18 protein-coding genes and 1 tRNA gene are annotated in these 23,730 nt (G+C 68.1%); 13 read left to right on the top strand and 6 right to left on the bottom strand.

The genetic code is table 11. From position 1 onward, the window contains the following. Positions 1-46: 46 nt before the first annotated feature. Positions 47-811, bottom strand: a complete 765-nt coding sequence (locus BLU62_RS23415; protein ID WP_074853203.1) for a DUF72 domain-containing protein — start codon at positions 809-811, stop codon at positions 47-49. Positions 812-1,183: 372 nt separating this feature from the next. On the opposite strand from BLU62_RS23415, the gene BLU62_RS23420 reads away from it, so the two are divergent. Next, a complete protein-coding gene (locus tag BLU62_RS23420) occupies positions 1,184-1,678 on the top strand; it encodes an FBP domain-containing protein (RefSeq protein ID WP_074852284.1) in 495 nt (164 codons plus the stop codon). Positions 1,679-1,787: 109 nt separating this feature from the next. Here BLU62_RS23420 and BLU62_RS23425 read toward each other — a convergent pair whose 3' ends face one another. After that, complete coding sequence (locus BLU62_RS23425) at positions 1,788-2,408, bottom strand: DUF8020 domain-containing protein (protein WP_074853204.1); 621 nt, start codon at positions 2,406-2,408, stop codon at positions 1,788-1,790. A 185-nt stretch (positions 2,409-2,593) separates the two neighbouring features. Beyond that, positions 2,594-2,679 (bottom strand) — tRNA-Leu (locus BLU62_RS23430). A gap of 277 nt (positions 2,680-2,956) precedes the next feature. On the opposite strand from BLU62_RS23430, the gene BLU62_RS23435 reads away from it, so the two are divergent. From BLU62_RS23435 to pknB, 7 genes are all read left to right on the top strand, one after another. After that, positions 2,957-4,345 carry an FHA domain-containing protein gene (locus BLU62_RS23435; protein ID WP_074852285.1) on the top strand — a complete coding sequence of 463 codons (1,389 nt, stop codon included), beginning with the start codon at positions 2,957-2,959 and terminating at the stop codon, positions 4,343-4,345. A gap of 254 nt (positions 4,346-4,599) precedes the next feature. Next, on the top strand, positions 4,600-5,064 hold the full coding sequence (locus BLU62_RS23440) for an FHA domain-containing protein FhaB/FipA (protein WP_074852286.1): 465 nt from the start codon (positions 4,600-4,602) through the stop codon (positions 5,062-5,064). Next, complete coding sequence (locus BLU62_RS23445) at positions 5,061-6,560, top strand: PP2C family protein-serine/threonine phosphatase (RefSeq protein ID WP_074852287.1); 1,500 nt, start codon at positions 5,061-5,063, stop codon at positions 6,558-6,560. The genes BLU62_RS23440 and BLU62_RS23445 overlap by 4 nt, the downstream gene beginning before the upstream one ends. Further along, the gene (locus BLU62_RS23450; protein WP_074852288.1) at positions 6,557-7,990 is read left to right on the top strand and encodes an FtsW/RodA/SpoVE family cell cycle protein; all 1,434 of its coding nucleotides are present in this window, start codon (positions 6,557-6,559) and stop codon (positions 7,988-7,990) included. The genes BLU62_RS23445 and BLU62_RS23450 overlap by 4 nt, the downstream gene beginning before the upstream one ends. Continuing rightward, positions 7,987-9,486 (top strand): peptidoglycan D,D-transpeptidase FtsI family protein, encoded by a 1,500-nt coding sequence (locus BLU62_RS23455; RefSeq protein WP_074852289.1) that lies wholly within the window; start codon positions 7,987-7,989, stop codon positions 9,484-9,486. Before BLU62_RS23450 ends, BLU62_RS23455 begins: the two co-directional genes overlap by 4 nt. Continuing rightward, a complete protein-coding gene (locus tag BLU62_RS23460; protein WP_074852290.1) occupies positions 9,483-10,850 on the top strand; it encodes a protein kinase domain-containing protein in 1,368 nt (455 codons plus the stop codon). Before BLU62_RS23455 ends, BLU62_RS23460 begins: the two co-directional genes overlap by 4 nt. A gap of 69 nt (positions 10,851-10,919) precedes the next feature. Then, the gene (pknB, locus tag BLU62_RS23465; protein ID WP_074852291.1) at positions 10,920-12,869 is read left to right on the top strand and encodes a Stk1 family PASTA domain-containing Ser/Thr kinase; all 1,950 of its coding nucleotides are present in this window, start codon (positions 10,920-10,922) and stop codon (positions 12,867-12,869) included. Positions 12,870-13,167: 298 nt separating this feature from the next. On the opposite strand, the gene BLU62_RS23470 is transcribed toward pknB, so the two are convergent. Then, a complete protein-coding gene (locus BLU62_RS23470; protein WP_074852292.1) occupies positions 13,168-13,827 on the bottom strand; it encodes an aminodeoxychorismate/anthranilate synthase component II in 660 nt (219 codons plus the stop codon). Between the two features lie 164 nt (positions 13,828-13,991). On the opposite strand from BLU62_RS23470, the gene crgA reads away from it, so the two are divergent. Next, the gene (crgA, locus tag BLU62_RS23475) at positions 13,992-14,282 is read left to right on the top strand and encodes a cell division protein CrgA (protein ID WP_005200426.1); all 291 of its coding nucleotides are present in this window, start codon (positions 13,992-13,994) and stop codon (positions 14,280-14,282) included. A 132-nt stretch (positions 14,283-14,414) separates the two neighbouring features. Further along, entirely contained in the window at positions 14,415-14,912 is a 498-nt protein-coding gene (locus BLU62_RS23480) for a PH domain-containing protein (RefSeq protein WP_074852293.1), read from the top strand. 32 nt (positions 14,913-14,944) lie between these two features. Here BLU62_RS23480 and BLU62_RS23485 read toward each other — a convergent pair whose 3' ends face one another. Both BLU62_RS23485 and BLU62_RS23490 read right to left on the bottom strand, forming a co-directional pair. Next, on the bottom strand, positions 14,945-15,661 hold the full coding sequence (locus BLU62_RS23485) for a rhomboid family intramembrane serine protease (RefSeq protein WP_074852294.1): 717 nt from the start codon (positions 15,659-15,661) through the stop codon (positions 14,945-14,947). Positions 15,662-15,864: 203 nt separating this feature from the next. Next, entirely contained in the window at positions 15,865-16,386 is a 522-nt protein-coding gene (locus tag BLU62_RS23490) for a peptidylprolyl isomerase (protein ID WP_006437485.1), read from the bottom strand. Positions 16,387-16,510: 124 nt separating this feature from the next. On the opposite strand from BLU62_RS23490, the gene BLU62_RS23495 reads away from it, so the two are divergent. From BLU62_RS23495 to BLU62_RS23505, 3 genes are all read left to right on the top strand, one after another. Further along, positions 16,511-16,690, top strand: a complete 180-nt coding sequence (locus BLU62_RS23495) for a hypothetical protein (RefSeq protein ID WP_074852295.1) — start codon at positions 16,511-16,513, stop codon at positions 16,688-16,690. Positions 16,691-16,746: 56 nt separating this feature from the next. Further along, positions 16,747-17,901, top strand: a complete 1,155-nt coding sequence (locus BLU62_RS33990; protein WP_244278298.1) for a DUF4190 domain-containing protein — start codon at positions 16,747-16,749, stop codon at positions 17,899-17,901. A 317-nt stretch (positions 17,902-18,218) separates the two neighbouring features. Next, a complete protein-coding gene (locus BLU62_RS23505) occupies positions 18,219-23,705 on the top strand; it encodes an ATP-binding protein (protein WP_074853208.1) in 5,487 nt (1,828 codons plus the stop codon). The last annotated feature ends 25 nt before the right edge of the window (positions 23,706-23,730 follow it).

A 23,730-nucleotide genomic window follows, 5' to 3' on the forward strand; every position in this document is an offset into this window, starting at 1 on the left:
CCATAAATTGGTATGCCTGATACCAATTTATGGGACGTGTTCTAGCTCACTCGGCCGTTGCGGCGTCGAACGTACGCACCCGCATACCGAGGGCCTGTGCGCGGCGAATCATGCTGCGCGCGTTGTCGATCGCGGCGCACCCGGGATCGTTGTTGAAGTACACGTAGACGTCGCACTCGTCGTCGAACATGTCACGCAAACGTCGCAGCCGGCTGTCGATGGCGCGGATCCCGTAACTCATCGGGCGACGAGCCGTGCCATCGTGCATGCGTAGATACCCGAAGTCGGCGGTCCGCCACAGCGGGGTGAGGATTCGACTCTTGCGATCGGCCCAGCACAGCGCGGCGTTGTGGCGCTCTAGAACGTCGCGCACCTGGTCGGTCCACCAGGATTCGTGACGTGGCTCGACGGCGATCTGGACACTCGGCGGGAAGAGCTTCAGGGTCTCGGCGAGGGCGTCGGGTTGTGCTCGGAGGTTCGGCGGCAGTTGCAGAAGGACGGGCCCGAGCTTGTCTCCGAGGCCGGAGGCGCGGTCGAGGAAGCGTTCGACCGGTTCGGCAGGTTCCTTCAGCCGCTTCACGTGCGTCAGGTAGCGGCTCATCTTCGCGGCCATTCGGAAGTCGGCGGGCACCGACGCGGCCCAGTTCTCGAACGCCGTCTTCTCCGGCAGGCGGTAGAAGGTGTTGTTCACCTCGGCCGTCGTGAACCGTTCCGCGTAGTAGTTCAACCACTCCCGCTGCGGGAGCTTCTGCGGGTAGAACGCCCCGCGCCAGTCCTTGTACTGCCAGCTGGAGGTTCCGATGTGGAGCATCGGGTTCACCTCGGGCCGCGTGCCGACGCGGTCGGCTCGACACGCTCGTCCGTTGGTCGCACGCCCGTGGTGGAAATCACCAGAAGCACGTACCCGCGTTCGGCATGGGCCAATCGCCGCCGGTGAGGCACCGCCGGCAGGGCGCGTTCCTCGATCGTGGTCATTTCCGTTGACAGAGTCGCATCGGCACGCGAACATCTGGTTCATGCATCTGTTCGTGTCGTCGCCCGCTGGGCGTGAGGAGGTCGTCGGCGTCGTGCGCGCCGACGGTTGAGGAACCTGCCCCGAACGGCGCGAGTACCGCATCCGCGGACCGCGCCGGTCGTCGTGTGCCCTCAATCCCTCTTACGACACCCGAGGTGTTCTTCTTTCATGCATGCCCTGACCGAGTCCGAGATCCGTGGATCCTTCGTCAATGCGTCCGTCCGCGAACGCAAGTCACTCGTCCTTCCGCCCGGCTTCAAGGAATTGAACTGGGAAAGAATGGATTTCGTCGGATGGCGGGATCCGAAGCAGCCGATGGTCGGCTACGTCGTCATCCCGACCGACGATGATCCCGTCGGCATCATGCTCCGGCTGGGCGGACGCCAGCCGCGCAAGCGCCCGCTGTGTTCGTTCTGCGAGGACGTCCTGCTGCCCAACGACGTCGCCTTCTTCAGCGCCAAGCTCGCCGGTGCCCCCGGCCGCAATGGCGACACCGTCGGCACCCTGATCTGCTCGAACTTCGAGTGCTCGAAGAACGTCCGGATGAAGCCGCCGCCGGTCTTCGGTGGCCACGACCCGGAAGCCGTTCGGCGGCAGCGGATCGAGTCGTTGCGAACACGCCTCGACGGCTTCGCCGGGCGCGTGGTCGGCACGTCGAGATAGACGACGCTCTCAGCGTCTCCGCCTGACGACGGCCGGCTCACGCCGAGGACCCCACTCCGCAAGTGCGGAATGGGGTCCTCGAGGTGAGAGGTCGGGCGGTCTGGAGAGGCTACTTCTTCTTCGGCGGGGCATTGCGCAACTGGATGAAGGGCTGGGCGTTGGCGATGGCCGAGCCGAGTCCGCCGATGGCGGTTCCGCCCAGCGACGCAGCCGAACCCAGCAGGATCGCGCCGCCGATGCAGCCGGCGACGGGGCCGGCTCCGAAGAGCAGGGCCACCGGGGCGGAGACGACGCCCGCGGCGACGGCGCCGAACAGACAACCACCGACCAGTCCCGTTGCCGCGCCGAGGAACCCGCCCACACTCGCGGTCAGGCCGATGTTGTCCTTCACACCGGCGACCGCGGCCTGCAGGTCGACATTGTGACGAACCGGTTGGAAGCGGGTGGCCAGCGGCGAGGTGTTCACCGTCAGGGTGGCCGACCGTCCGTGCACATCGGCATCCACCGGATGGGTGAAGTCGTCGACGGCCAGGGTTAGCGGGATGGACTCCACGTCGTGTCCGTTGCGGTCGCGGAGGACGAGCTGACCACCGTCCTCGACGAATGAACCGGTGTCGGTGGAGACGACGACGCTCGAGTCGTGCCGATCCACCTTCCACTGGGTACTGACCGGGCCTGCGGTGTCGGCGTAGGCGGTACCGGTGGCCACGCCCATGGACGCGATCACCATCGCTGCTGTGGCGAGGATCTTGTTGAAATCCCGCGCCAACGGAGTTCCGGGCAACTCGAGTCGGCAAACCCACCACAGATCGGCAGAATCACCACCCGCGTGGGTGGTGATTCTGCGGAAAAAGGGTGGGTTTGGAGAAATGAAAAAGGCCGGACCGCGTCTCCGCGATCCGGCCTCTGTCACCGTGGTGGGCGAAGGGGGACTTGAACCCCCACGTCCCGAAGGACACTGGCACCTGAAGCCAGCGCGTCTGCCATTCCGCCACTCGCCCGTGGCCGCCGAGAATTCCGGCGGGCATGTCGTCGAACTGGTTTCGTCCGGCGACTGGACGACGATAGCAGCACCCCGCCCCTACTACAAAACCCGGGTACCCGCGGGAGTTCGGACGGCCCGTGAGCTGCGGCACCAGTGACTGGCCAGACCCATGGGACAGGTGTTACACACGATGAACCAGTTGTCGCGGTGGCACAGTTGTCCGTTCTTGTCGCTATCATCAAACAAGGCCATATGCACGGCGACACGCTCTAAAGCCGCGGAAGGAGGTCTCGGTGGGGATCCTGCAACGAATTGAACGCAAGCTCGAAGGTGCTGTTGACGACGGCTTTGCGCGAGTTTTCGGTGGTCAGGTGGCCCCCCAGGAGATCGAGAACGGCCTCGCGCGTGAAGCCGAGGAGTCGCTGGAAAACCTCGGCGACGGCACCGTCCTTGCGGCCAACAGCTACACGTTGCTGTTGAGTCCGACCGATCATGAGCACATCGCTGCGGAATACGAACTGAACCGCAAGACTTTCTCGAAGCATTTGGAACACTTCATCAAGGACAACGGATGGCAGACGTACGGCACGGTCGTCGTAGAGTTCGACCAATCGCCATCCCTGCACACCGGGATCTTCCGTGCGCGCGGCACGGTTAACCCTGACGCGCGGCCCCGCCCGGTGCCGTCGCGTTCGGAGCAACCACACGGCGCACCACCGAAGGCCCCCCACCCACCGGCCGGTCCCCCGGCCCCGATTCCTCGCCAGGCCTCACAAGCTTTCCAAGCCGACGCCCTCGACCAAGGAGCCCCCAAGATGACTCAGAACCCCGGATACGACCAGCGCAGGGGCGCCGATCCCGCTTACGACAAGCAGGCCTACGAGCAGCAGGGCTATGACCAGTACGGCCAGGGCGCCGGGCAGCAGGGCTACGGACAACAGGGCTACGACCAGTACGGTCAGCAGCCCGGTTACGAGCAGGGCGGCTACGAACAGGGTTACGACCAGCAGGCCTACGGACAGCAGCCCGCCGGCTACGAACAGCAGGGTTACGGGCAGCAGGGCTACGACCAGGGCTACGGCCAGCAGCCCGGCTACGAGCAGCAGGCCTACGGACAGCAGCCCGGCTACGGCCAGGGATACGAGCAGCAGGCGTACGGACAGCAGCCCGCCGGCTACGAACAGCAGGGATACGGCCAGCAGCCCGGCTACGAGCAGCAGGGTTATGGACAGCAGGGCTACGGCCAGCAGCCCGGCTACGAGCAGGGTTACGGCCAGCAGGGCTACGACCAGGGCTACGCGCAGCAGGGCTACGGGCAGCAGCCCGCCGCCTACGACTACCAGGGTGGCTACGACCAGGGTTACGGCGCCGGACGACCCGCTGCGGGCTACGCCCCGACGGCGATCACCCTGCTCCTCGAGGACGGCAGCAACCGCACCTTCCAGCTGCATGAGGGCTCCAACGTGATCGGCCGCGGCCAGGACGCGCAGTTCCGCCTGCCCGACACCGGTGTCTCGCGTCGCCACGTGGAGATCCGCTGGGACGGCACCACCGCGATGCTCACCGATCTGAACTCCACCAACGGCACAACCGTCAACGATCTGCAGGTCAACACCTGGGAACTCGCCGACGGCGACCGTATCCGGGTGGGACATTCCGACATCACCGTCCGGTTCCAGTAGGCCCGGCAAGCGCCGGAGAGACGCCCCGCGGCACGGGGCGGCGGTCGTCGCTGATCAGAGGGATCGGATGGACCGTATCCGGGCGGTTGATACTGAACTGTCATATGTGAATGACCGGGTTCGCCGGAACTGCCCATAAGATGCACACGGGTCCGCCGGTTGCGATCGGCAATGAGATCGACACCCGCCCCCGGTACGGCTCTGCCGAGTACTACCGGACCGAGATGTGACGGCGCTGGAGGTGAACGCAAGACATGCAGGGCTTGGTGCTGCAACTGACCCGTATCGGGTTCCTGCTGTTGCTGTGGTTGTTCGTCTTCGCCGTGATCCGGACCCTGCGCGCCGACATCGCGTCGGCCGGTGGCATGCGGATTCCGCGCTACTCGGGCGGCGCGGAGAAGCGTCGACGCGGCGGCGGGGTACGAGGCGCGGCGCGCTACCTGGTCGTGACGCACGGCGCGTTGGCCAACACCCGCATCAGCCTCGGTCAGCAGCCGGTGCTGCTCGGCCGTGCCGATGATTCGACCCTGGTCCTCACCGACGATTACGCCTCCGAACGTCACGCACGTCTCTCGCGGCGGGGTGACGACTGGTACGTCGAAGACCTCGGTTCGACCAACGGCACCTATCTCGACCGGTCCAAGGTGACGACTGCCGTCAAGGTCCCGCTGAACACGCCGATCCGCATCGGCAAGACCGTGATCGAGTTGCGCCCGTGACACTTGTGTTGCGCTACATCGCGCGCAGCGACCGCGGTCTCGTCCGGTCCAACAACGAGGACTCCTTCTACGCCGGCCCGCGCCTGCTCGCACTCGCCGACGGCATGGGCGGACACGCGGCAGGCGAGGTCGCCAGCCAACTCGTCATCCGCGCTCTCTCCGAACTCGACGAGGACGAGCCCGGCGGCGACCTGTTGAGTCACCTCGATCGCGCCACCCGGGCAGGCAACGAGGCCATCGCCGCACAGGTCCACGAGGCACCCGAACTCGACGGCATGGGCACCACCCTCACCGCCATCCTCTTCGCCGGCAGCCGAATCGGACTGTGCCACATCGGCGATTCACGCGGCTACATGTTCCGCGACGGTGTGCTCACCCAGATCACCCGCGACGACACCTTCGTGCAGACGCTCGTCGACGAAGGCCGGATCACCGCCGAACAGGCACACACGCACCCGCAGCGGTCGCTGATCATGCGGGCGCTGACCGGCGCCGAGGTCGAGCCGACGCTCACCATGCGTGAGGCGCGCGCCGGCGACCGGTACATGCTCTGCAGCGACGGTCTCTCCGACGTCGTCAGCGAGGAGACCCTCGCCGAGACCCTCGGATCCATCGCCGATCCGAAAGAGTGCGCCGACCGCCTCATCGAGCTCGCGCTGCGCGGCGGCGGACCGGACAACGTGACCGTCGTCCTCGCCGACGTCGTCGACACGGAGTACGGCGACTCGCGCCCGATCGTCGGCGGCGCCGCCGGCGGCAACGAAGAGCACTACACCCCCGACCCCGCGACCGCTGCCGGGCGCGCCGCCGCGCTGCGTCCGCCGCCCGCCGAGCCGCAGCGTCCGACGGTGCTGACCGAGGACCACGAGCCGCACCAGCACAAGAGCACCTGGCGCCGGTGGCTTGCGGTCGGTGTCGTACTCGCCGTCGTCGTCGCACTGGTCGCCGGATTCTTCGTCGTCCGCTCGATCGTGGAGAGCAACTACTACGTGGCCGCCGACTCCGACGGCGACGTCGTGATCCACCAGGGTTCGCCCGCCGACTTCCTGTTCGTGTCGATGAGCAAGCCGGTCACCCGCGTGTGCGTCGAGGACCTCGACCAGGAGAAGCCCACCTACACCTTCATCCCGTACGACGGCACCTGCGAGGTCCCGCTCAACGTCGACGACCTGGTGTCCGGGCCGGCCCAGTCGGTCAAGAACGTGATGATCCGCGATCGCACCGCCGAGGAGATCGAAGGCGTGGTGACCAAGGAGCTCACCTTCCGCTGCGACAACGCTCCCTCGTCCACTCCCCCGCCTGCGCCGTCGTCGGCGACCCCGCCGCCCCCGGCGTCGAGTGTGCCGCCCGCTCCCCGGGCCACCGCCGGACCCACCGGGATCCCGCAGCGCGGCGCCACCGAGTCCGTGGCCCCGCCCGCGCCGGGCGCCGCACCCGCCGAGAAGCCAGCACCTCCACAGGACGCCGGTACCAGCTGCCGGCAGCAGGTGAGATGACTCAAGCCGCGCCCGCCCCGCACGCCCCGCCTCGCGAGCCCGCGACGAGTACCGGCCGGAACGCCGAGCTGCTCCTGCTGGTGTTCGCCATCGGCCTGGTGACCGTGGCCCTGCTCATCGTCCAGGCGGCCCAGGGCCAGAACCTGACGTGGGACATCTTCAAGTACGTCGCCGCGTACACGGCGCTGTTCGGGATCGCCCACCTGGTCGTACGACGCTATGCGCCGCACGCCGACCCCATCCTGCTGCCGGTCGTCGCCGTGCTCAACGGACTCGGGCTCGTGCTGATCCACCGCCTCGACCTCGGGTCGGGAAACACCGGTGAGTCGATCAATCCGACCCAGGCCACGAACAACGCCGATCAACAGCTGCTGTGGGCCGGACTCGGGATCATCGCGTTCTCGGCGGTGCTGATCCTCATCCGGGATCACCGCACGCTGTCGCGGTACGCCTACACCCTCGGCCTCGGTGGACTGATCTTCCTGATCATCCCGGCGATCCTGCCGAGCGCGTTCTCGGAGATCAACGGATCGAAGAACTGGATCATCACGCCGTTCTTCTCGATCCAGCCGAGCGAGTTCTCGAAGATCCTGATCATCATCTTCGCCGCGGCGGTCCTGGTGTCGAAGCGCGACCTGTTCATCACCGCGGGTCCGCACGTCCTCGGCGTCGACCTGCCGCGCGCCCGCGACCTCGGCCCGCTGATCGCCGCGTGGGCCATCGCCATCGCGGTGATGGTGGTCCAGAAGGACCTCGGCACCTCGCTGCTGATCTTCGCGACGATCCTGACGATGCTCTACGTGGCCACGTCCCGCGTCGAATGGCTCGTCCTCGGCATCGGCCTGTTCGCCATCGGCGCCGTGCTGGCGTGGTCGATCTTCTCCCACCTGCAGACCCGTGTCTCGGTGTGGCTCAACCCCTTCGAGGACTTCGACGGCTCGGGCTACCAGATCGGTCAGAGCCTGTTCGGCCTGGCCACGGGCGGCCTGTTCGGCACCGGCCTCGGATCCGGGCGACCCAACATCGTCCCGTTCGCCAACACCGACTTCATCATCTCGACCATCGGTGAGGAGCTCGGGCTCGCCGGCCTCACCGCGATCCTGCTGCTCTACATGGTGTTCATCCACCGCGGTCTGCGCACCGGCATCGCCGTCCGCGACAGCTTCGGCAAGCTCCTCGCGACGGGCCTGGCGTTCACCATCGCCATGCAGATCTTCGTCGTCGTCGGCGGCGTCACCAAGCTCATCCCGCTGACCGGTCTGACGACGCCGTTCCTGTCGTACGGCGGCTCGTCGTTGCTGGCCAACTACATCCTCGTCGCGCTGCTGATCCGCATCTCCAACGCCGCCCGCGAACCCGATCCGGTGAAGAAGCGGACGGCGGCCAAGCCGGTCGACGCGCTGCCCACCCAGGTGGTGAAGCGCCGATGAACAAACCGATCCGCAATGTGTCGCTCGCGGTGATCGTGATGATCGTCGCGCTGCTGGCCAACGCCACCTACGTCCAGGTCTTCAAGGCCGACGCCCTGAAGACCGACCCGCGCAACAACCGGGTCCTGCTCGACGAGTACTCGCGGCAGCGTGGCCTGATCACCACCTCCGACGGCACCGTGATCGCGCTGTCGGTGCCCATCGACAGCCGCCTGAAGTTCCTCCGGCAGTACCCGCGGGAAGGCGCCGAGGCGTTCGCACCGGTAACCGGGTACTACTCGTTCCAGTACCTCGCCAGCCAGATCGAGCACTACGAGAACTCCATCCTCAACGGCTCCGACGACCGGCTCTTCGGACAGCGGTTCATGGACATGTTCTCCGGCCGCGACCCCCGCGGCGGCAACGTGGTCACGACGATCAACCCGAAGGTCCAGCAGGCCGCGTACCGCGCCATGCTCAACGGGCCGTGCGACGGACCGTGCCGCGGCTCCGTCGTGGCGCTGCAGCCCAACACCGGCAAGATCCTGGCGATGGTCTCGACCCCGAGCTATGACCCCAACAAGCTCGCCAGCCACGACCAGGAAGTTCGCGAGAGCAGCTGGGAGGCCTGGAACCGTCCGGGCGACACCGCCCAACCGATGCTGAACCGCGCGATCAACCAGCTGTATCCGCCGGGATCGACCTTCAAGGTCGTCACCTCGGCGGCCGCCCTGCGCGACAACATCACCCCGGGCATCCGCCTGACCGCGGCGCCGAGTTTCCCGCTGCCGGGCACCAACGTGTCCCTGCCGAACTACGGCGGCCAAGCCTGCCCCGGCTCCTCCGGCGGGACCGTGTCACTCGAGACGGCGTTCAAGTACTCGTGCAACACCGCGTTCGCCGAACTGGTGACCGAGAAGATGTCGGACGCGATCCCCAAGTTCACCGAGACCGCGAGCCTGTTCGGCCTCGATCAGCCCGGCCCGGACATCCCGATGCCGGTCGCCGACTCGACCGTGGGTCCGATTCCGTCGCTCGACGTGCTCGCTCAGGCATCCATCGGACAGCGTGACGTGCGGCTGACCCCGCTGCAGAACGCCATGATCGCGGCGACCGTCGCCAACGGAGGGGTGCGAATGCAGCCGTACCTGGTCGATAAGCTTCAATCAGCGGATCTGCGGACGTTGCAGACCACACCGCCGACCACCGCCAACAAGCCGATCACCCCCGAGCAGGCGGCCGAGCTGACATCGATGATGATCGAGTCCGAGCGCTCCACCTCGGGTGCCGGCGGACCGGTGGCGATCGCGTCGAAGACCGGCACCGCGGAGAGCGGTTCGAGCACCGACACCCCGTACTCCTGGTACATCGCGTTCGGTCCGTCGTCGAACGCACAGATCGCGGTGGCCGTGGTGGTGGAGAATGGACAATTCGGTGCGGATTCGGTCGGCGGGACCGTCGCCGCGCCGATCGGACGAGAAGTTATCAACTCACTGGTGGGAGGTGGCAGTCGATGACCCTGCAGAACGGCACCACCATCGGTGATCGTTACCGGCTCATCCGCCTGATCGCGACCGGCGGCATGGGCCAGGTCTGGGAAGCCCTCGACACGCGACTGAACCGTCGTGTCGCCGTCAAGGTCCTCAAGGCCGAGTACACGAGCGACCCGGAGTTCATCGCCCGGTTCCGCGCCGAGGCGCAGACCACCGCGAAGCTCAACAACCCGGGCATCGCCAACGTCTTCGACTACGGCGAGACCCCGGACTACAACGGCGGCGACCCGCTGGCGTACCTGGTGATGGAACTCGTCGACGGCGAGCCGCTGAACTCGGTGATCTCCCGACTCGGCCGGCTCTCGCTGACCAACACGCTCGACATGCTCGAGCAGACCGGCCGGGCGCTGCAGGCCGCGCACAGCCAGGGTCTGGTCCACCGCGACGTCAAGCCGGGCAACATCCTGATCACGCCGACCGGACAGGTGAAGATCACCGACTTCGGTATCGCCAAGGCCGTCGACTCCGCACCGGTCACCAAGACCGGCATGGTGATGGGCACCGCCCAGTACATCTCGCCCGAACAGGCCACCGGCGACGAGGCGACCGCCGCGTCCGACGTTTACTCTCTCGGCGTCGTGGGCTACGAGGCCCTCACCGGTCGTCGTCCGTTCCTCGGCGACGGCGCCATCACGGTGGCGATGAAGCACATCCGCGAATCGCCGCCGCCGCTGCCGTCGAACCTGCCGTCGGGTGTCCGTGAACTCATCGAGATCACGATGGCCAAGGATCCGCGCCAGCGGTACGCCAGCGGAGGCGAGTTCGCCGACGCGGTGGCCGCTGTGCGCGCTGGTCGCCGGCCCCCGCGTCCGGGCGCGATCGCCGGGGCGGCAGCAGGTGCTGCCGGTGCCGCGGCGCTGGGCAACACCGTCGCCACCCGCGCCACGACCGCGCCGGGTACCGCCTCCCGTCCCGTGACCCCGCGTCCCACGTCACGGACCGCAGTGGCGCCGCCACCGGACAACAGTTGGACGACGGGCCAGAAGGTCCTCGCCGGCGTGGCCGCCGCACTGCTCATCGGTGCGATCGGCCTGATCGGTTTCTACCTGGTCAGCAGCGGCGGCGACGATGCCGCGCCCTCTACTCCGTCGACCTCGTCGGCGGTCACCCGGACCACCACGGTGGTCCCGACGCAGGAGCCCGTGGAGACCACGACCACTCGTCGCCCGACCCGCACCACCACGAGCGAGGAGACGACCACGACCAGCGAGGAGACGACGACGCAGACCACCACAACAGCGCCGCCGCCCACCTCCGAGGAGACGACGGACACCGGCGCCGCCACCGGGACTCCCTGTTTCCCCGGCGTGCCGTTCCCGCTGTGCTAGTTCGCCGGGCATGCTGATACCACGTCCGACCACCGTTCTGAGCTGAGATCCCAGGCTGACCCAAGGCAGATGACGACACCACACCACCTCTCCGACCGCTACGAACTCGGCGAAACGCTGGGTTTCGGTGGCATGTCCGAGGTGCACTATGCCCGGGATCTGGTGCTGCACCGGGATGTGGCGGTCAAGGTCCTGCGAGCAGACCTCGCGCGCGATCCGTCGTTCTACCTGCGCTTCCGTCGTGAGGCCCAGAATGCGGCGAAGCTGAACCACCCGACGATCGTGCAGGTCTTCGACACCGGCGAGGCCGAGACCGAGGACGGCCCGCTGCCGTTCATCGTGATGGAGTACGTCGACGGCGACACCCTGCGAGATGTGTTGCGCGCCAACGGCCCGATCGCCCCACGGCAGGCGATGACCTGGATGGCCGACGTCGCGGCGGCGATGGACTTCTCCCATCGCAACGGCATCGTGCACCGCGACATGAAGCCGGCGAACGTCATGATCGACAAGTCCGGCGCGGTGAAGGTGATGGACTTCGGCATCGCCCGCGCGATGAGCGACTCGACGTCGACGATGACGCAGACCTCCGCGGTGATGGGCACCGCCCAGTATCTGTCGCCGGAACAGGCCCGCGGCATCAAGGTCGACCCGCGCAGCGACATCTACTCGATGGGCTGTGTGCTGTTCGAACTGCTCACCGGGGAGCCGCCGTTCACCGGTGACTCGCCGGTCGCGGTCGCCCATCAGCACGTGCACGAGGACCCGCCGTGGCCGTCGCACGTGCGCCCCGAGATCCCGCGCGAACTCGATTCCGTCGTGCTCAAGGCGATGAGCAAGAACAAGGAGAACCGATACCAGTCGGCCGCGGATCTGCGGGCCGATCTGATCCGGGTGCTCGCCGGCGGGAAGCCGGCGGCGCCGATGCTGCTCACCGACGAGGAGCGGACCGAGTTCATCGACACCGGTCCACGACGCCCCACCCGTCCGGAGACGACCGGACCGCGGCGCGCCATCCCCACCCGTGCCGGCGGCAACCATCGACGCGATGCCGCATACCCGGGCGACGGCGACGACGAGCCGCCACGCCGCAGGTCCCGCTGGCTGATGGCCGGCGCGATCGCCGCCGTGGTGCTGCTCGTCGGCACGCTGTTCCTGTGGTCCCCGTGGAGCTCGGACGCCAATCCCGACGTCACCGTGCCCGCGGTCGCCGGCCTCAGTTCCGAGGACGCGCAGTCGTCGCTGGAACGCGCCGGTTTCGAGGTGCGGTTACTCGAGGAACCCAGCCTCGACGTCGGAGCCGGACTCGCAACCAGGTCGACGCCGGGCGAAGGTGTCCTGGCGGCGGAGGGATCCGAGGTCGCGCTGTACATCTCGGCCGGACCGCAACGCCACCGAATACCCTCTGACCTGGTCGGGAAGACGCCTGCCGAGGCGCTCGACGCCCTCAAGGTGCTCGGGTTCACCAACGTCAAGACCGAACGTGTCGACTCGACGGTCGAGATGAAGGAGAAGGTCGTCTCGACCGCACCGAAGATCGGCACCGAGGTGCCGGTCAACGGCGCGGTGGTCCTCAACGTGGGCAACGGCCCCAGGGAGGTCACCGTCCGCGACGTCGTGGGGATGCCGGGCGATCGTGCTCGCGCGGTTCTCGAGGACCTGGGCATGGTGGTCGACGTGGTCGCGGTCGACTCCGATCAGCCGGCCGGCGAGGTCATCTCCACCTCGCCGGGACCCGGGTCGACGGCCGAGCAGGGCAGCACGGTGCAGATCTCGGTGTCCCGGGGCAATCTGTTCACCGTCCCGAACCTGCGCGGCAAGACCCCCGCCGAGGCCCAGGCATCCCTGGAGCAGGCCGGGTGGGAACGGTCGACGCTGACGCGTCAGACCCGGAACGTGCCGCTGAACAGTCCCGACAACGGGCGAGTCGTCGGACAGGACCCGCCGGTGGGCTCCAAGGCGCGCAAGAGCGGCGCCATCACGATCATCGTCGGTCAGGCCAGCCTGCTGCCGAACTGACGGCTCTCGCTCCTTCAGGTGCGAGCGTTCGACCACCTGCTCCCTTCAGGTGCGAGCGTGCGACCATCTGCTCCCTGAGGTGCGAGCGCGCGACCATCTGCTCCCTGAGGTGCGAGCGAAGCGAGCCACGAAGGGCTGCCGACGTCATCTCACCAGGTCTTCGTGGCTCGTCGCTTTCGCTCCTCGCACCTCAGACAGCAGAGAAGTCGGCGTCAGACAGCAGTGAAGTCGCGTCCGACAGCGGAGAAGTCGGCGTCAGACAGCAGTGAAGTCGCGTCCGACAGCAGAGAAGTCGGCATCAGCCGACCGCGCTGGCCATCTCCGCCTCGAGCGCTGCGACTCGAGCCTCGTCGACGTCGATGCCGCAGGTCTTGAGCCAGTTGGCGAGCATCCGGTGACCGCCTTCGGTGAGGACGCTCTCCGGGTGGAACTGGACGCCGTGGATGGGTAGCTCGCGGTGGGCCATCGCCATCACGATGCCCGACTCGGTACGTCCGGTGACGACGAGTTCGTCGGGGATCGTCTCGGGCAGCACCGTCAGCGAGTGGTACCGGGTGGCGGTGAACGGATCCGGGAGGCCGGCGAGCACGCCCTTGTCGTCGTGGAACACCAGTGAGGTCTTGCCGTGCAGGAGTTCGGGCGCGCGGTCGACGGTTCCGCCGAAAGCCGCGCCGATCGCCTGATGACCCAGGCACACACCCAGCAGCGGGAGCTCTTCGGCGGCGGCCACCTCGACCATGGGCATCGTCGCACCGGCGCGCTGAGGGGTGCCGGGTCCGGGGCTGAGCAGCACACCGTCGAATCCGGCGACGGCCTCCCGCAGATGCTCGGTGTCGAACGGGGTCAGCCGCGGGTCGTCGTTGCGCCACACGACGGCCTCGACACCGAGCTGACCCAGGTACTGGACCAGGTTGTAGACGAAGCTGTCGTAGTTGTCGATGACCAGGATGCGACTCACGGACAAAAGGCTACCGCCGAAAGCGGGTGGCTCGGTCAGCGACCTGGTGAGATACCGTAGAAGTCGAGTGTTTGAAGGCCCTGGGCCGATCGTCGACGCGATGATCGCGACCGGAGGGCACACGCGTACGACCGCTGCCGCGGTAGAGCACAACAGAGGATGTCATGCCGAAGTCAAAAGTCCGCAAGAAGACCGATTACACGATCAACACCGCGAGCCGGACTCCGGTCAAGGTCAAGGCCGGCGCCTCCAGCACCATCTACGTGAGCGTGATGCTCGGCCTGATGCTCCTCGGGCTCGCCTGGCTCGTCGTCTACTACCTCGCCGCCACGCCCACCGCGTACGGCGCCGAGGGTCAGGTCCTCCACTGGATGGCCGAACTCAACTCCTGGAACTTCCTCATCGGCTTCTCCCTGATGGTGGCCGGCCTGTTGATGACCATGCGGTGGCGCTGATCCCATCCACAGTGCTCCATCCACAGTTGTTCGCCGTATGAACCATCCTGACCAGGGAAAATACATGTGTGTAAGTTATCCACACTGTGGAAATAACATGTGTGTAAGTAGTCCCCACTGTGAGTAACTCCTGTGGATAACTCCGTCGACCCATCAACACGCTCCTGGTCGACACCCGTCGGAGCCGGGATCGCCGGCTGCGTCGGAGGCCTGATCCTGCTCGGCGGCGCGATCCTGGTGGCCAACGACCCCGCCGGGTCTGTGCTCATGGGGATCGCCGGCGTACTGCTCGTCGGCCTGGGCGCCTACACCCTGATCGTCCGGCCGCGCCTCGAACTCTCCCCCGGGAATCCGGCCACGCTGACCGTCCGCAGTCTGACCGGGCGGCGCAGCTACACGCCCGACCGCGTCGAACGCATCCGGCTGTTGTCGATGCGCCGCGTCGGGCGTCGGGTCGGACAGCTCGAGATGGACGTCCTGGACGACGACGCGGAGCCGGGCGGACCGGATGGCGGATTCTCCGACGACGCCCGGCTACTCGTCTTCAGCCGGTGGGATCTGGGGACCGATCTCATCTCGGTCGTCGACGAGCTCCGCGCAGCGGGATTCCGCGTCGACGACGACCGGTGACGTCCCGGCCGCGCGACGTCGACGCCTGAACGTCAGCGGATGTAGGTCAGCCCGTCGTAGGTGATGCCGCCGGCGACACCGAGACCGAGCGCGACGACGAAGAGCACGCCGAGGGCGATCCAGCCCACCTGACTCGCCGCCTGCGGGGTCCGACGCCCCTCCGGCAGGGCGATGCCGGGCAGATAGACGATGGATGCGGTGGCCGCGGCGCCGAAGGCGAGACCACCGAGGTGCCCGAGGACGGAGATCCCGGGCAGCGAGAACGACAGCACCACGTTGAACCCGATGATCAGAAGCACCGGCACCGGCGAGACGCGGGCCTTGAGGATGATCACCAGCATCGCGCCCATCAGCCCGTAGATGGCGCCGGAGGCACCCGCGGTGAGAGCACGGTCGTTCTCGAAGAGCATGACGGCGGCACTGCCGCCCAGCAAGGCGATCAGATAGACCGCCAGGTAGCGGAACATGCCGAGCGCGAGTTCGAGGTCGCGACCCAGGATGTAGAGCGAGAGCATGTTGACGGCCACGTGCATGACGCTGAAATGCAAAAAGCCGGACGTCAGCAGGCGCCAGTACTCACCGGCGGCGACATCGCTCTTGAGCAGATCTCCGGCGCTGAAGATCGTGGCGGCCCCGGGGTCGCCGAAGCTTCCGGCCTGCACAGCACACAGGAGGAAGATCAGGATGTTGATCCCGATCAGGGTGTAGGTGACGTACGGCTTGCCGGCGGACAGGCGGGTGGTCGCCATCCTCCGGACCCTGCGATCACCGAAGGCCGGCGTCTGCTGGATGCCGTCATCTCGAAGACATTCGAGACAATGCTGGCCGACCGACGCCGGTCGAAGGCATTCCGGACAGGCCGGCCGCCCGCACCGGCTGCAGGACAGGCCGGTGGGACGGTCGGGATGCCGGTAACACACCGCCCGTTGTGGGGCGGTGTGTTCCGGAGAAGTCAGTTGACCTCGATCTTCTCGATGACGACGGCGTCGAGCGGGCGATCCTGACGATCGGTCGACGTGGTCGCGATCGCGTCGACGACCTGCTGCGACGCGGGGTCGGTGACCTCACCGAAGATGCTGTGCCGACGGTTGAGGTGCGGGGTCGGGCCGACGGTGATGAAGAACTGCGAACCGTTGGTGCCCGGGCCGGCGTTCGCCATGGCCAGCAGGTACGGACGATCGAACTGCAGCTCGGGGTGGAACTCGTCACCGAACTGGTAGCCGGGGCCGCCCATGCCGGTGCCGGTCGGGTCGCCGCCCTGGATCATGAAGCCGGCGATCACACGGTGGAAGACCGAGCCGTCGTAGAACGGGCCGGAGTTGCCGCCGGACGCGTTCGGCTTGCTGTATTCCTTGCTGCCGTCCGCCAGGCCGACGAAGTTCTCGACGGTCTTCGGCGCGTGGTTCGGGAACAGGTCGACCTTGATGTCGCCGCGGTTGGTGTGGATGACTGCGGAGGTTTTCTGAGTGGTCACCCCTCCATCCAACCACTTGTGCCGCATCCGATGGTCAAGACGTGGCTCCCAGGTGCACAAACGCGCGCAGCGTCACAGGGTCTGAGGTGGCATCCGCGGGGGCCGGGCTGGCACTCTGGTCGACATGCCGAAGAACTACCTCGTCGTCGCACTGACCGTGCTCGCAGCGGCGCTCGGCGCCGGTGTCGGCGCCGTCCTCCTGCGACGTACGCGTCAGGAACCGCCGCCGGTCTCCCCAACCGTCCCCCGCGTCGAAGAGGTCCGTGAGGCCCTCGCGGAGAGCACCGAATCACAGGCCTCGTGACGACATCGCCGGCAGTCCATCCGGGCGTCGGCGGCGCCCACGGGTAATTTGAACACGTGACCTCAGACGACGAGCGTTCTCCGAACACGCCCACCTCCGGCGGTGGTGCGTCCGAGCGGGCACGCGAGCTGTGGTCGATGTCCGACGACGCACGGTCCCGCGACCCGGAGCCCACCCGCCCGGGTCCGATCGCCGGATCGCCGGGCCCGACGCCCACCGGCGGATCCTCCGGCACCGCACCGTGGGAGCGCGTGCCCAGTGCCCCGATCAGCGCACCGTCCCCGCCGCGGGGCCGTGACGCACCCGACTCCGCCCGCCCCGGCCCCCGCGGACCGTTCCCGCCCTCGTCCGGTGGGCCGGCTCCCGGCGGTCCGGCGCCTGCACAGCGTCCGGGTCCGCCCCCCGGTGGTCCACGTCCTCCCGGCGGCCCCGGTCAGCCGGGCGGACCCCGACCGCAACCTCCCCGTTCCAACGGTCCCCGGCCCGGCGGCGACCCGGTTGCTCCTCCTCGTCCGGCCGGCGCCTACACGACCGGTCCGGGTCCGCGCCCGGCCCCGGGCAATCCGTCGGGCAATCCCGGACCCACGAATCCCCCCGGCCGTCCCCCGGCCGGACACCGCCCGCCGCCCGGCGGGTCCCCGCAGGCGACCAAACAGGTTCCGTCGCAAGGAAATCCGCCGCAACGACCCCCCGGTCCGACGCGTCCGGACGCCCTCGGCGGCCGACCCGGTCCCGCATCCTCGCGTCCAGAAGCACCTCAGTCGCGTCCGGATCCGCTGGCCGACGAGCCGCGCCGTCCTGACTCGGCCGACGCGACCATGTTCGTCACCCCGGCGGCTGCGACCCGCTCGGCCACCGCCACGCGACGCGACGACGAGACACCCGGCTCCGATGACCGCACGGCGTTCACGCCGGTGCCCCAGGCCTACTCTGCAAACACCCCAGCAATCGAGGACGATCCGGAGGACAACGTGGCTCCCCAGTCCGGCCCACGCCTCAATCGCTTGGCCGTGTGGGCCCTGATCCTCTCCGGATTGGGCATCACCTTCCCGATCGGCCTCGTACTCGGCTACCGCGCGCGGGCGCAGATCCGGAGCACCCGGGAGACCGGACTGCCGTTCGCGAACGTCGCGATCTGGCTCGGTTGGGCCTACCTCGGGGTACTGGTGTTCGGTCTGCTCGTATACGGCTGGATCCTCTTCGTCGCGTGACGTGATCCGGGTCACGCCGAACGCGGTCCAGACCCGGATCCAGGACCCGGATCACAGCCATCGAGGCACGGATCCCGCGGATCGAGATCGCGGATCGGCACCGAATCGTGCGTCTTTTCGGTAGGAAGATCTGATAGCGGAAATGGTCTCCATCCAGCGCGTTCCCGATCACGGCGAGCCGCCGGGCCACGACGACCCGATGCCGACGCGTGTCGCCGTACTCGCGCGTAATGGCTTCGGTCCGCAACTATCGATCTGTTGAACCACCTCGCGTGTGCCGAAAACACCCTCGGCACGACGAACCGAAGGAGTCGGTGATGTTCACCCGAATCGCCATAGTCAACCGTGGCGAGGCCGCCATGCGCCTCATCCACGCCGTCCGTGGCCTGTCCGCCGAGACGGGGCAGCCGATCGAGGTCATCGCCCTGCACACCGATGTCGACGCCAGCGCCACATTCGTGCGCGAAGCCGACATCGCCTACGACCTGGGTCCCGCGGCGTCGCGCCCCTACCTGAACATGAAGGTGCTCGAGCGCGCCCTGCTCGAGACCGGCGCCGACGCCGCGTGGGTCGGCTGGGGCTTCGTCGCCGAGGACCCCGTCTTCGCCGAACTCTGCGAGCGGATCGGCGTCACCTTCGTCGGCCCGTCGCCCGACGCGATGCGCAAGCTCGGCGACAAGATCGGCGCCAAGCTCATCGCCGAGGAAGTCGGCGTGCCCGTCGCGCCGTGGAGCCGTGGCGCGGTCGACACCATCGACGACGCGCTCACCGCGGCCGCCGACATCAGCTACCCGCTGATGCTGAAGGCCACCGCCGGCGGCGGCGGACGCGGCATCCGCGTGGTCAACAACGACGACGAGCTGCGCGACGCCTACGAGCGCACCCGCGACGAGGCCGCCCGCGCGTTCGGCAGCGGCGTCGTGTTCCTGGAGCGTCTCGTCACCGGTGCGCGCCACGTCGAGGTGCAGGTCATCGCCGACGGTCAGGGCACCGCATGGGCACTCGGCGTTCGCGACTGCTCGGTGCAGCGTCGCAACCAGAAGGTCGTCGAGGAGTCGGCGTCGCCGGTCCTGGGCGACGAGCAGGTCGCCGAGCTGAAGGCCTCGGCCGAGCGGCTCGCCGTCGCGGTCGGGTACCGCGGCGCGGCGACCGTGGAGTTCCTGTACCACCCCGGTGAGAAGCTGTTCGCCTTCCTCGAGGTCAACACCCGTCTCCAGGTCGAGCACCCGATCACCGAGATCACCAACGGCTTCGACCTCGTGCGCGCCCAGCTGCACGTCGCCTCCGGCGGCAAGCTCGAGGGTGAGCCGCCGGTGGAGCGCGGCCATGCCATCGAGGCCCGACTCAACGCGGAGGATCCGGACCGCGACTTCGCACCGGCTCCGGGCCGCATCAATCTCCTCGAACTGCCGGCCGGCCCGGGTATCCGCGTCGACACCGGCGTGAGCGAGGGCGACACGATCCCCGCCGACTTCGACTCGATGATCGCCAAGATCATCGCCTACGGCCGCGACCGCGACGAGGCGCTCGGCCGCCTGCGCCGGGCGATGCGCGAGACCCGCGTGATCATCGCCGGTGGCGCCACCAACAAGTCCTTCGTGCTCGAGCTGCTCGACCAGCCCGAGGTCATCGACGGCAGCGCCGACACCGGCTGGATCGACCGGGTCCGCGCCGAGGGCGGCCTCGTCGCCAACCAGCATTCGGCCATCGCGCTCACCGCGGCGGCGATCGACGCCTACGAGGAGGAAGAGAAGGTCGAACAGCAGCGTCTGATGTCGACCGCCTCGGGTGGCCGGCCGCAGGTCCAGCACGAGAGCGGCCGACCGCTCGACCTGAAGCTGCGCGGTGCCACCTACCGCGTGCGCGTCGCGCGGATCGGTGCACACCGCTTCCGCGTCAGCATCGAGGCCGGCACCGAGACCCGCAGCGCCGATGTCGAGCTCGAACGCTTCGACGACCACGCCGCGCAGCTCGTGGTCAACCGTGAGCGATTCCGTCTCGTCACCGACACCCACGGACCGGTCCACCTGGTCGACGTCGACGGCATCACCCACCGGGTCAGCCGCGACGAGGGCGGCGTCGTGCGCTCGCCGGCGCCCGCGCTGGTCGTCGCCACACCGCTGCAGGTGGGCGACGAGGTCGAGGCCGGCGCACCGGTGCTGGTCCTGGAGTCCATGAAGATGGAGACCGTGCTCCGCGCACCGGTCCGGTCGCGGCTCAAGGAGAGCCTGGTGTCGGTCGGCACCCAGGTGGAGACCGGCGCGACGCTGCTGCGGCTCGAACCGCTGGCCGACGACGACGGCGACGAGGCCCCGGAGGAGGTCGCGGGCGTCGACATCGAGTTGCCCGCCGAACCCGAGGTCGAGGCCGACGAGCGCACCACCCGCACGCAGGAGGACCTGCGCGCGCAGCTCCTCGGCTTCGACGTCGACAACCACGACCGCACCCGTCTGCTCGACGAGTACCTCGCGGTGCGTCGCGCCGCGACGGCGAGCGGCCGCCGGCCCCTCGCCGACGAGCTCGAACTCATCACCGTGTTCGCCGACCTCGCCGAGCTGAGCCAGAACCGGCCGTCCAGCGACGAACTCGGCGTCGAGCACGTCCACAGTGCCCGCGAGAACTTCCACACCTACCTACAGAGCCTCGACGTCGAGCGAGACGGCCTGCCCGCGGCCTTCCACGATCAGCTCGGCCGGGCGCTGCGGCACTACGGGGTCACCGAACTCGACCGGACACCGGAACTCGAGGCCGCGGTCTTCCGCATCTTCCTGACCCTGCAGAACCCGAGCGGGTCGGTCACCGTCATCAGCACCCTGCTGCGTGAGTGGCTGCAGGAGCCGACTCCCCGCGACGAGCTGCGCGACGACGTGGGCCCCGCCCTCGATCGACTCATCGCCGCGACCCAGATGCGCTACCCGGCCATCGCCGACCTCGCCCGCGGCGTCGTCTACGCCTGGTACGGCCAGCCGCTGCTGCTCCGCGACCGCGCCCGCGTCTACAGCAACGTGCGCAAGCAACTCCGCTACCTCGACGAGAACCCGAACGCCGCGGACCGCGACGAGCGCGTCGACAACATGGTGCGCAGCACCGAACCGCTGGTCCGTCTCCTCGGCCAGCGCATCGAGCGGGGCACCACCGACAACCAGGTGATGCTCGAGGTCCTGACCCGCCGCTACTACGGCAACAAGGGACTCTCCGACATCCGCAACCAGGACGCCGGTGGAACGACCTTCGTCGTCGCCGAACGCGACGGCGGCAGCCTGATGTCGGCGGCCGTCGGTTTCGCGGCACTCCCGTCGGCGCTGAACGGTCTCGGCGAACTCGCCCGGGGCTCGGCCGCGGTCGATGCCGACGTCTACCTCAGCTGGGAGCAGCAACCGAGCGGATTCGACGTGCTGGCCGAGACGCTGCACGAGATCGTCTCGAACGCCGCACTCCCCCCGCAGGTCCACCGCGTCACGATCACCGTGGCCGGCAGCGGCGATGCGCGCATGCATCACCACGTCACCTTCCGTCAGTCCGCGACGGGCATGGCGGAGGAACGTCTCATCCGCGGCCTGCACCCGCACATCGCGCAGCGGATGCAGATGGAGCGGCTACGGAAGTTCGACCTCACCCGGCTCCCGTCGGCCGACGACGAAGAGGTGTATCTCTTCCGTTGTGTCGCAAGGGAGAACCCGTCCGACGAGCGACTCATCGCCTTCGCCCAGGTCCGCGACCTCACCGCGGTCCGCGAGCCGGGCGGCCGCCTGCTGACGCTGCCCACCGCGGAGTCGACGCTCGCCTCGTGTGCGGATTCGATCCGCCGCGCCCAGCGCGGTGCGGCCCGGCCGTCGAGCACCAACCGGATCATCCTCTACGTGTGGCCGCCGATCGACGACGATCCGGCCGTCCTCGACCTGATCGCCGACCACATCCGTGGTGTCACACGGGGAATCGGCCTCGAAGAGGTCCAGGTGATCGCTCGTCGTCGCAACCCCGAGACCGGGGAACTCACCAAGGTGTCGGTTCACTTCTCGCTCAACGCGACCGGCGAGTTCGACGTCCGGGTCGGCGAACCCTCCGACGCGCCGATCGAGCCCGTCGACGAGTACCGCCAGAAGGTCAAGCGCGCCGCGGCACGCAACACCGTGTACCCGTACGAGCTGGCCGAGATCCTCGGTGATTTCACCGAATACGACCTCGACGCCGAGGATCGCCTGATCCCGGTCGACCGTCCCAAGGGTCGCAACTCGGCCGCCATGGTCGCCGGCGTGGTGACCACGCGGACGGAGAAGTTCCCCGAAGGTGTCGCCCGCGTGGTCCTGCTCGGCGATCCGACGAAATCGCTTGGCGCACTGTCTGAACCGGAGTGCAGCCGGGTCATCGCCGCCCTCGATCTCGCCGAGCAGATGCAGGTGCCGCTCGAGTGGTACGCACTGTCGTCGGGTGCCCGGATCTCGATGGACTCCGGTACCGAGAACATGGACTGGGTGGCCCGCGCGCTGAAGCGCGTCGTCGAGTACACCCAGGACGGCGGCGAGATCAACATCGTGGTCGCGGGGATCAACGTCGGTGCGCAGCCTTACTGGAACGCCGAGGCGACGATGCTCATGCACACCAAGGGCATACTGGTCATGACCCCGGATTCGGCGATGGTCCTCACCGGCAAGCAGTCGCTGGACTTCTCCGGCGGCGTGTCGGCCGAGGACAACTTCGGAATCGGCGGTTTCGACCGCGTGATGGGGCCGAACGGTCAGGCGCAGTACTGGGCACCGAATCTCGGTGCGGCACGGGATGTCCTGATGTCCCACTACGAGCACACCTACGTGTTGCCGGGTGAGCGCACGCCGCGTCGTGCGGTCACCGCCGATCCGACGGAGCGCGACGTCTCGGACTACCCGCACGTGCTCGCGGGCAGCGACTTCACCACGGTGGGTCAGATCTTCTCGCCGCAGCACAACCCGGATCGCAAGAAGCCCTTCGACATCCGCACCGTCATGCGCGCCGTCGCCGATCAGGACCATGTGGTCCTCGAACGGTGGGCCGGCATGGCCGACGCCGAGACGGCCGTCGTCTGCGACGTCCACCTGGGCGGCATCCCGGTGTGCATGCTGGGCATCGAGTCGCGCGAGGTCGCGCGTCGCGGCTACAAGCCGACCGACGGACCCGACACCTACACCGCGGGCACCCTGTTCCCGCAGTCGTCGAAGAAGGCGGCCCGGGCGATCAACGTGGCCAGCGGCAACCGTCCGCTCGTCGTACTCGCGAACCTGTCGGGCTTCGACGGTTCACCGGAGTCGATGCGCAAGCTGCAGCTCGAGTACGGCGCCGAGATCGGCCGCGCGATCGTCAACTTCCGCGGCCCGATCGTGTTCTGCGTGATCTCGCGCTACCACGGCGGTGCGTTCGTGGTGTTCTCGAAGGCACTGAACCCGAACATGACCGTCCTGGCCATCGACGGTTCGTTCGCGTCCGTGCTCGGCGGTGCGCCGGCCGCAGCGGTCGTGTTCGCCGGTGAGGTCGCCAAGCGCGTCGCCGCCGATCCTCGCGTCCGCGAGCTCGAGACGAGCGTCGCCGAGTCCTCCGGCACCGATCGCTCGAGCCTGAACGCCGAACTCGCCGACATCCGGCAGTCGGTCCGCGCCGAGAAGATCAGCGAGATCGCCGCCGAGTTCGACAAGGTGCACAGCATCCGGCGCGCCGTCGAGGTCGGTTCGGTCGACGCGGTCATCCGCGCAGACGAACTGCGTCCGCGGATCATCGGGGCGATCGAGAACTCCCCGGCATGGGGCAAGACGGACTCGCATGCGGTGAGTTCCTGACTCTCAGCACAATCGCCGCCCCCGG

This window comes from Gordonia westfalica (assembly GCF_900105725.1).
GTDB classification, from domain to species: Bacteria; Actinomycetota; Actinomycetes; order Mycobacteriales; family Mycobacteriaceae; genus Gordonia; species Gordonia westfalica.

What these genes read in the sequence shown, in the direction of transcription:
- BLU62_RS23440 (WP_074852286.1), top strand. Translation starts at nt 4,600, where the DNA reads ATGCAGGGCTTGGTGCTGCAACTGACCCGTATCGGGTTCCTGCTGTTG.
- BLU62_RS23495 (WP_074852295.1), top strand. Translation starts at nt 16,511, where the DNA reads ATGCCGAAGAACTACCTCGTCGTCGCACTGACCGTGCTCGCAGCGGCG.
- BLU62_RS23460 (WP_074852290.1), top strand. Translation starts at nt 9,483, where the DNA reads ATGACCCTGCAGAACGGCACCACCATCGGTGATCGTTACCGGCTCATC.
- BLU62_RS23450 (WP_074852288.1), top strand. Translation starts at nt 6,557, where the DNA reads ATGACTCAAGCCGCGCCCGCCCCGCACGCCCCGCCTCGCGAGCCCGCG.
- BLU62_RS23425 (WP_074853204.1), bottom strand. Translation starts at nt 2,408, where the DNA reads ATGGTGATCGCGTCCATGGGCGTGGCCACCGGTACCGCCTACGCCGAC.
- BLU62_RS23420 (WP_074852284.1), top strand. Translation starts at nt 1,184, where the DNA reads ATGCATGCCCTGACCGAGTCCGAGATCCGTGGATCCTTCGTCAATGCG.
- BLU62_RS23455 (WP_074852289.1), top strand. Translation starts at nt 7,987, where the DNA reads ATGAACAAACCGATCCGCAATGTGTCGCTCGCGGTGATCGTGATGATC.
- BLU62_RS23415 (WP_074853203.1), bottom strand. Translation starts at nt 811, where the DNA reads ATGCTCCACATCGGAACCTCCAGCTGGCAGTACAAGGACTGGCGCGGG.
- BLU62_RS23505 (WP_074853208.1), top strand. Translation starts at nt 18,219, where the DNA reads ATGTTCACCCGAATCGCCATAGTCAACCGTGGCGAGGCCGCCATGCGC.
- crgA (WP_005200426.1), top strand. Translation starts at nt 13,992, where the DNA reads ATGCCGAAGTCAAAAGTCCGCAAGAAGACCGATTACACGATCAACACC.
- BLU62_RS23485 (WP_074852294.1), bottom strand. Translation starts at nt 15,661, where the DNA reads ATGGCGACCACCCGCCTGTCCGCCGGCAAGCCGTACGTCACCTACACC.
- pknB (WP_074852291.1), top strand. Translation starts at nt 10,920, where the DNA reads ATGACGACACCACACCACCTCTCCGACCGCTACGAACTCGGCGAAACG.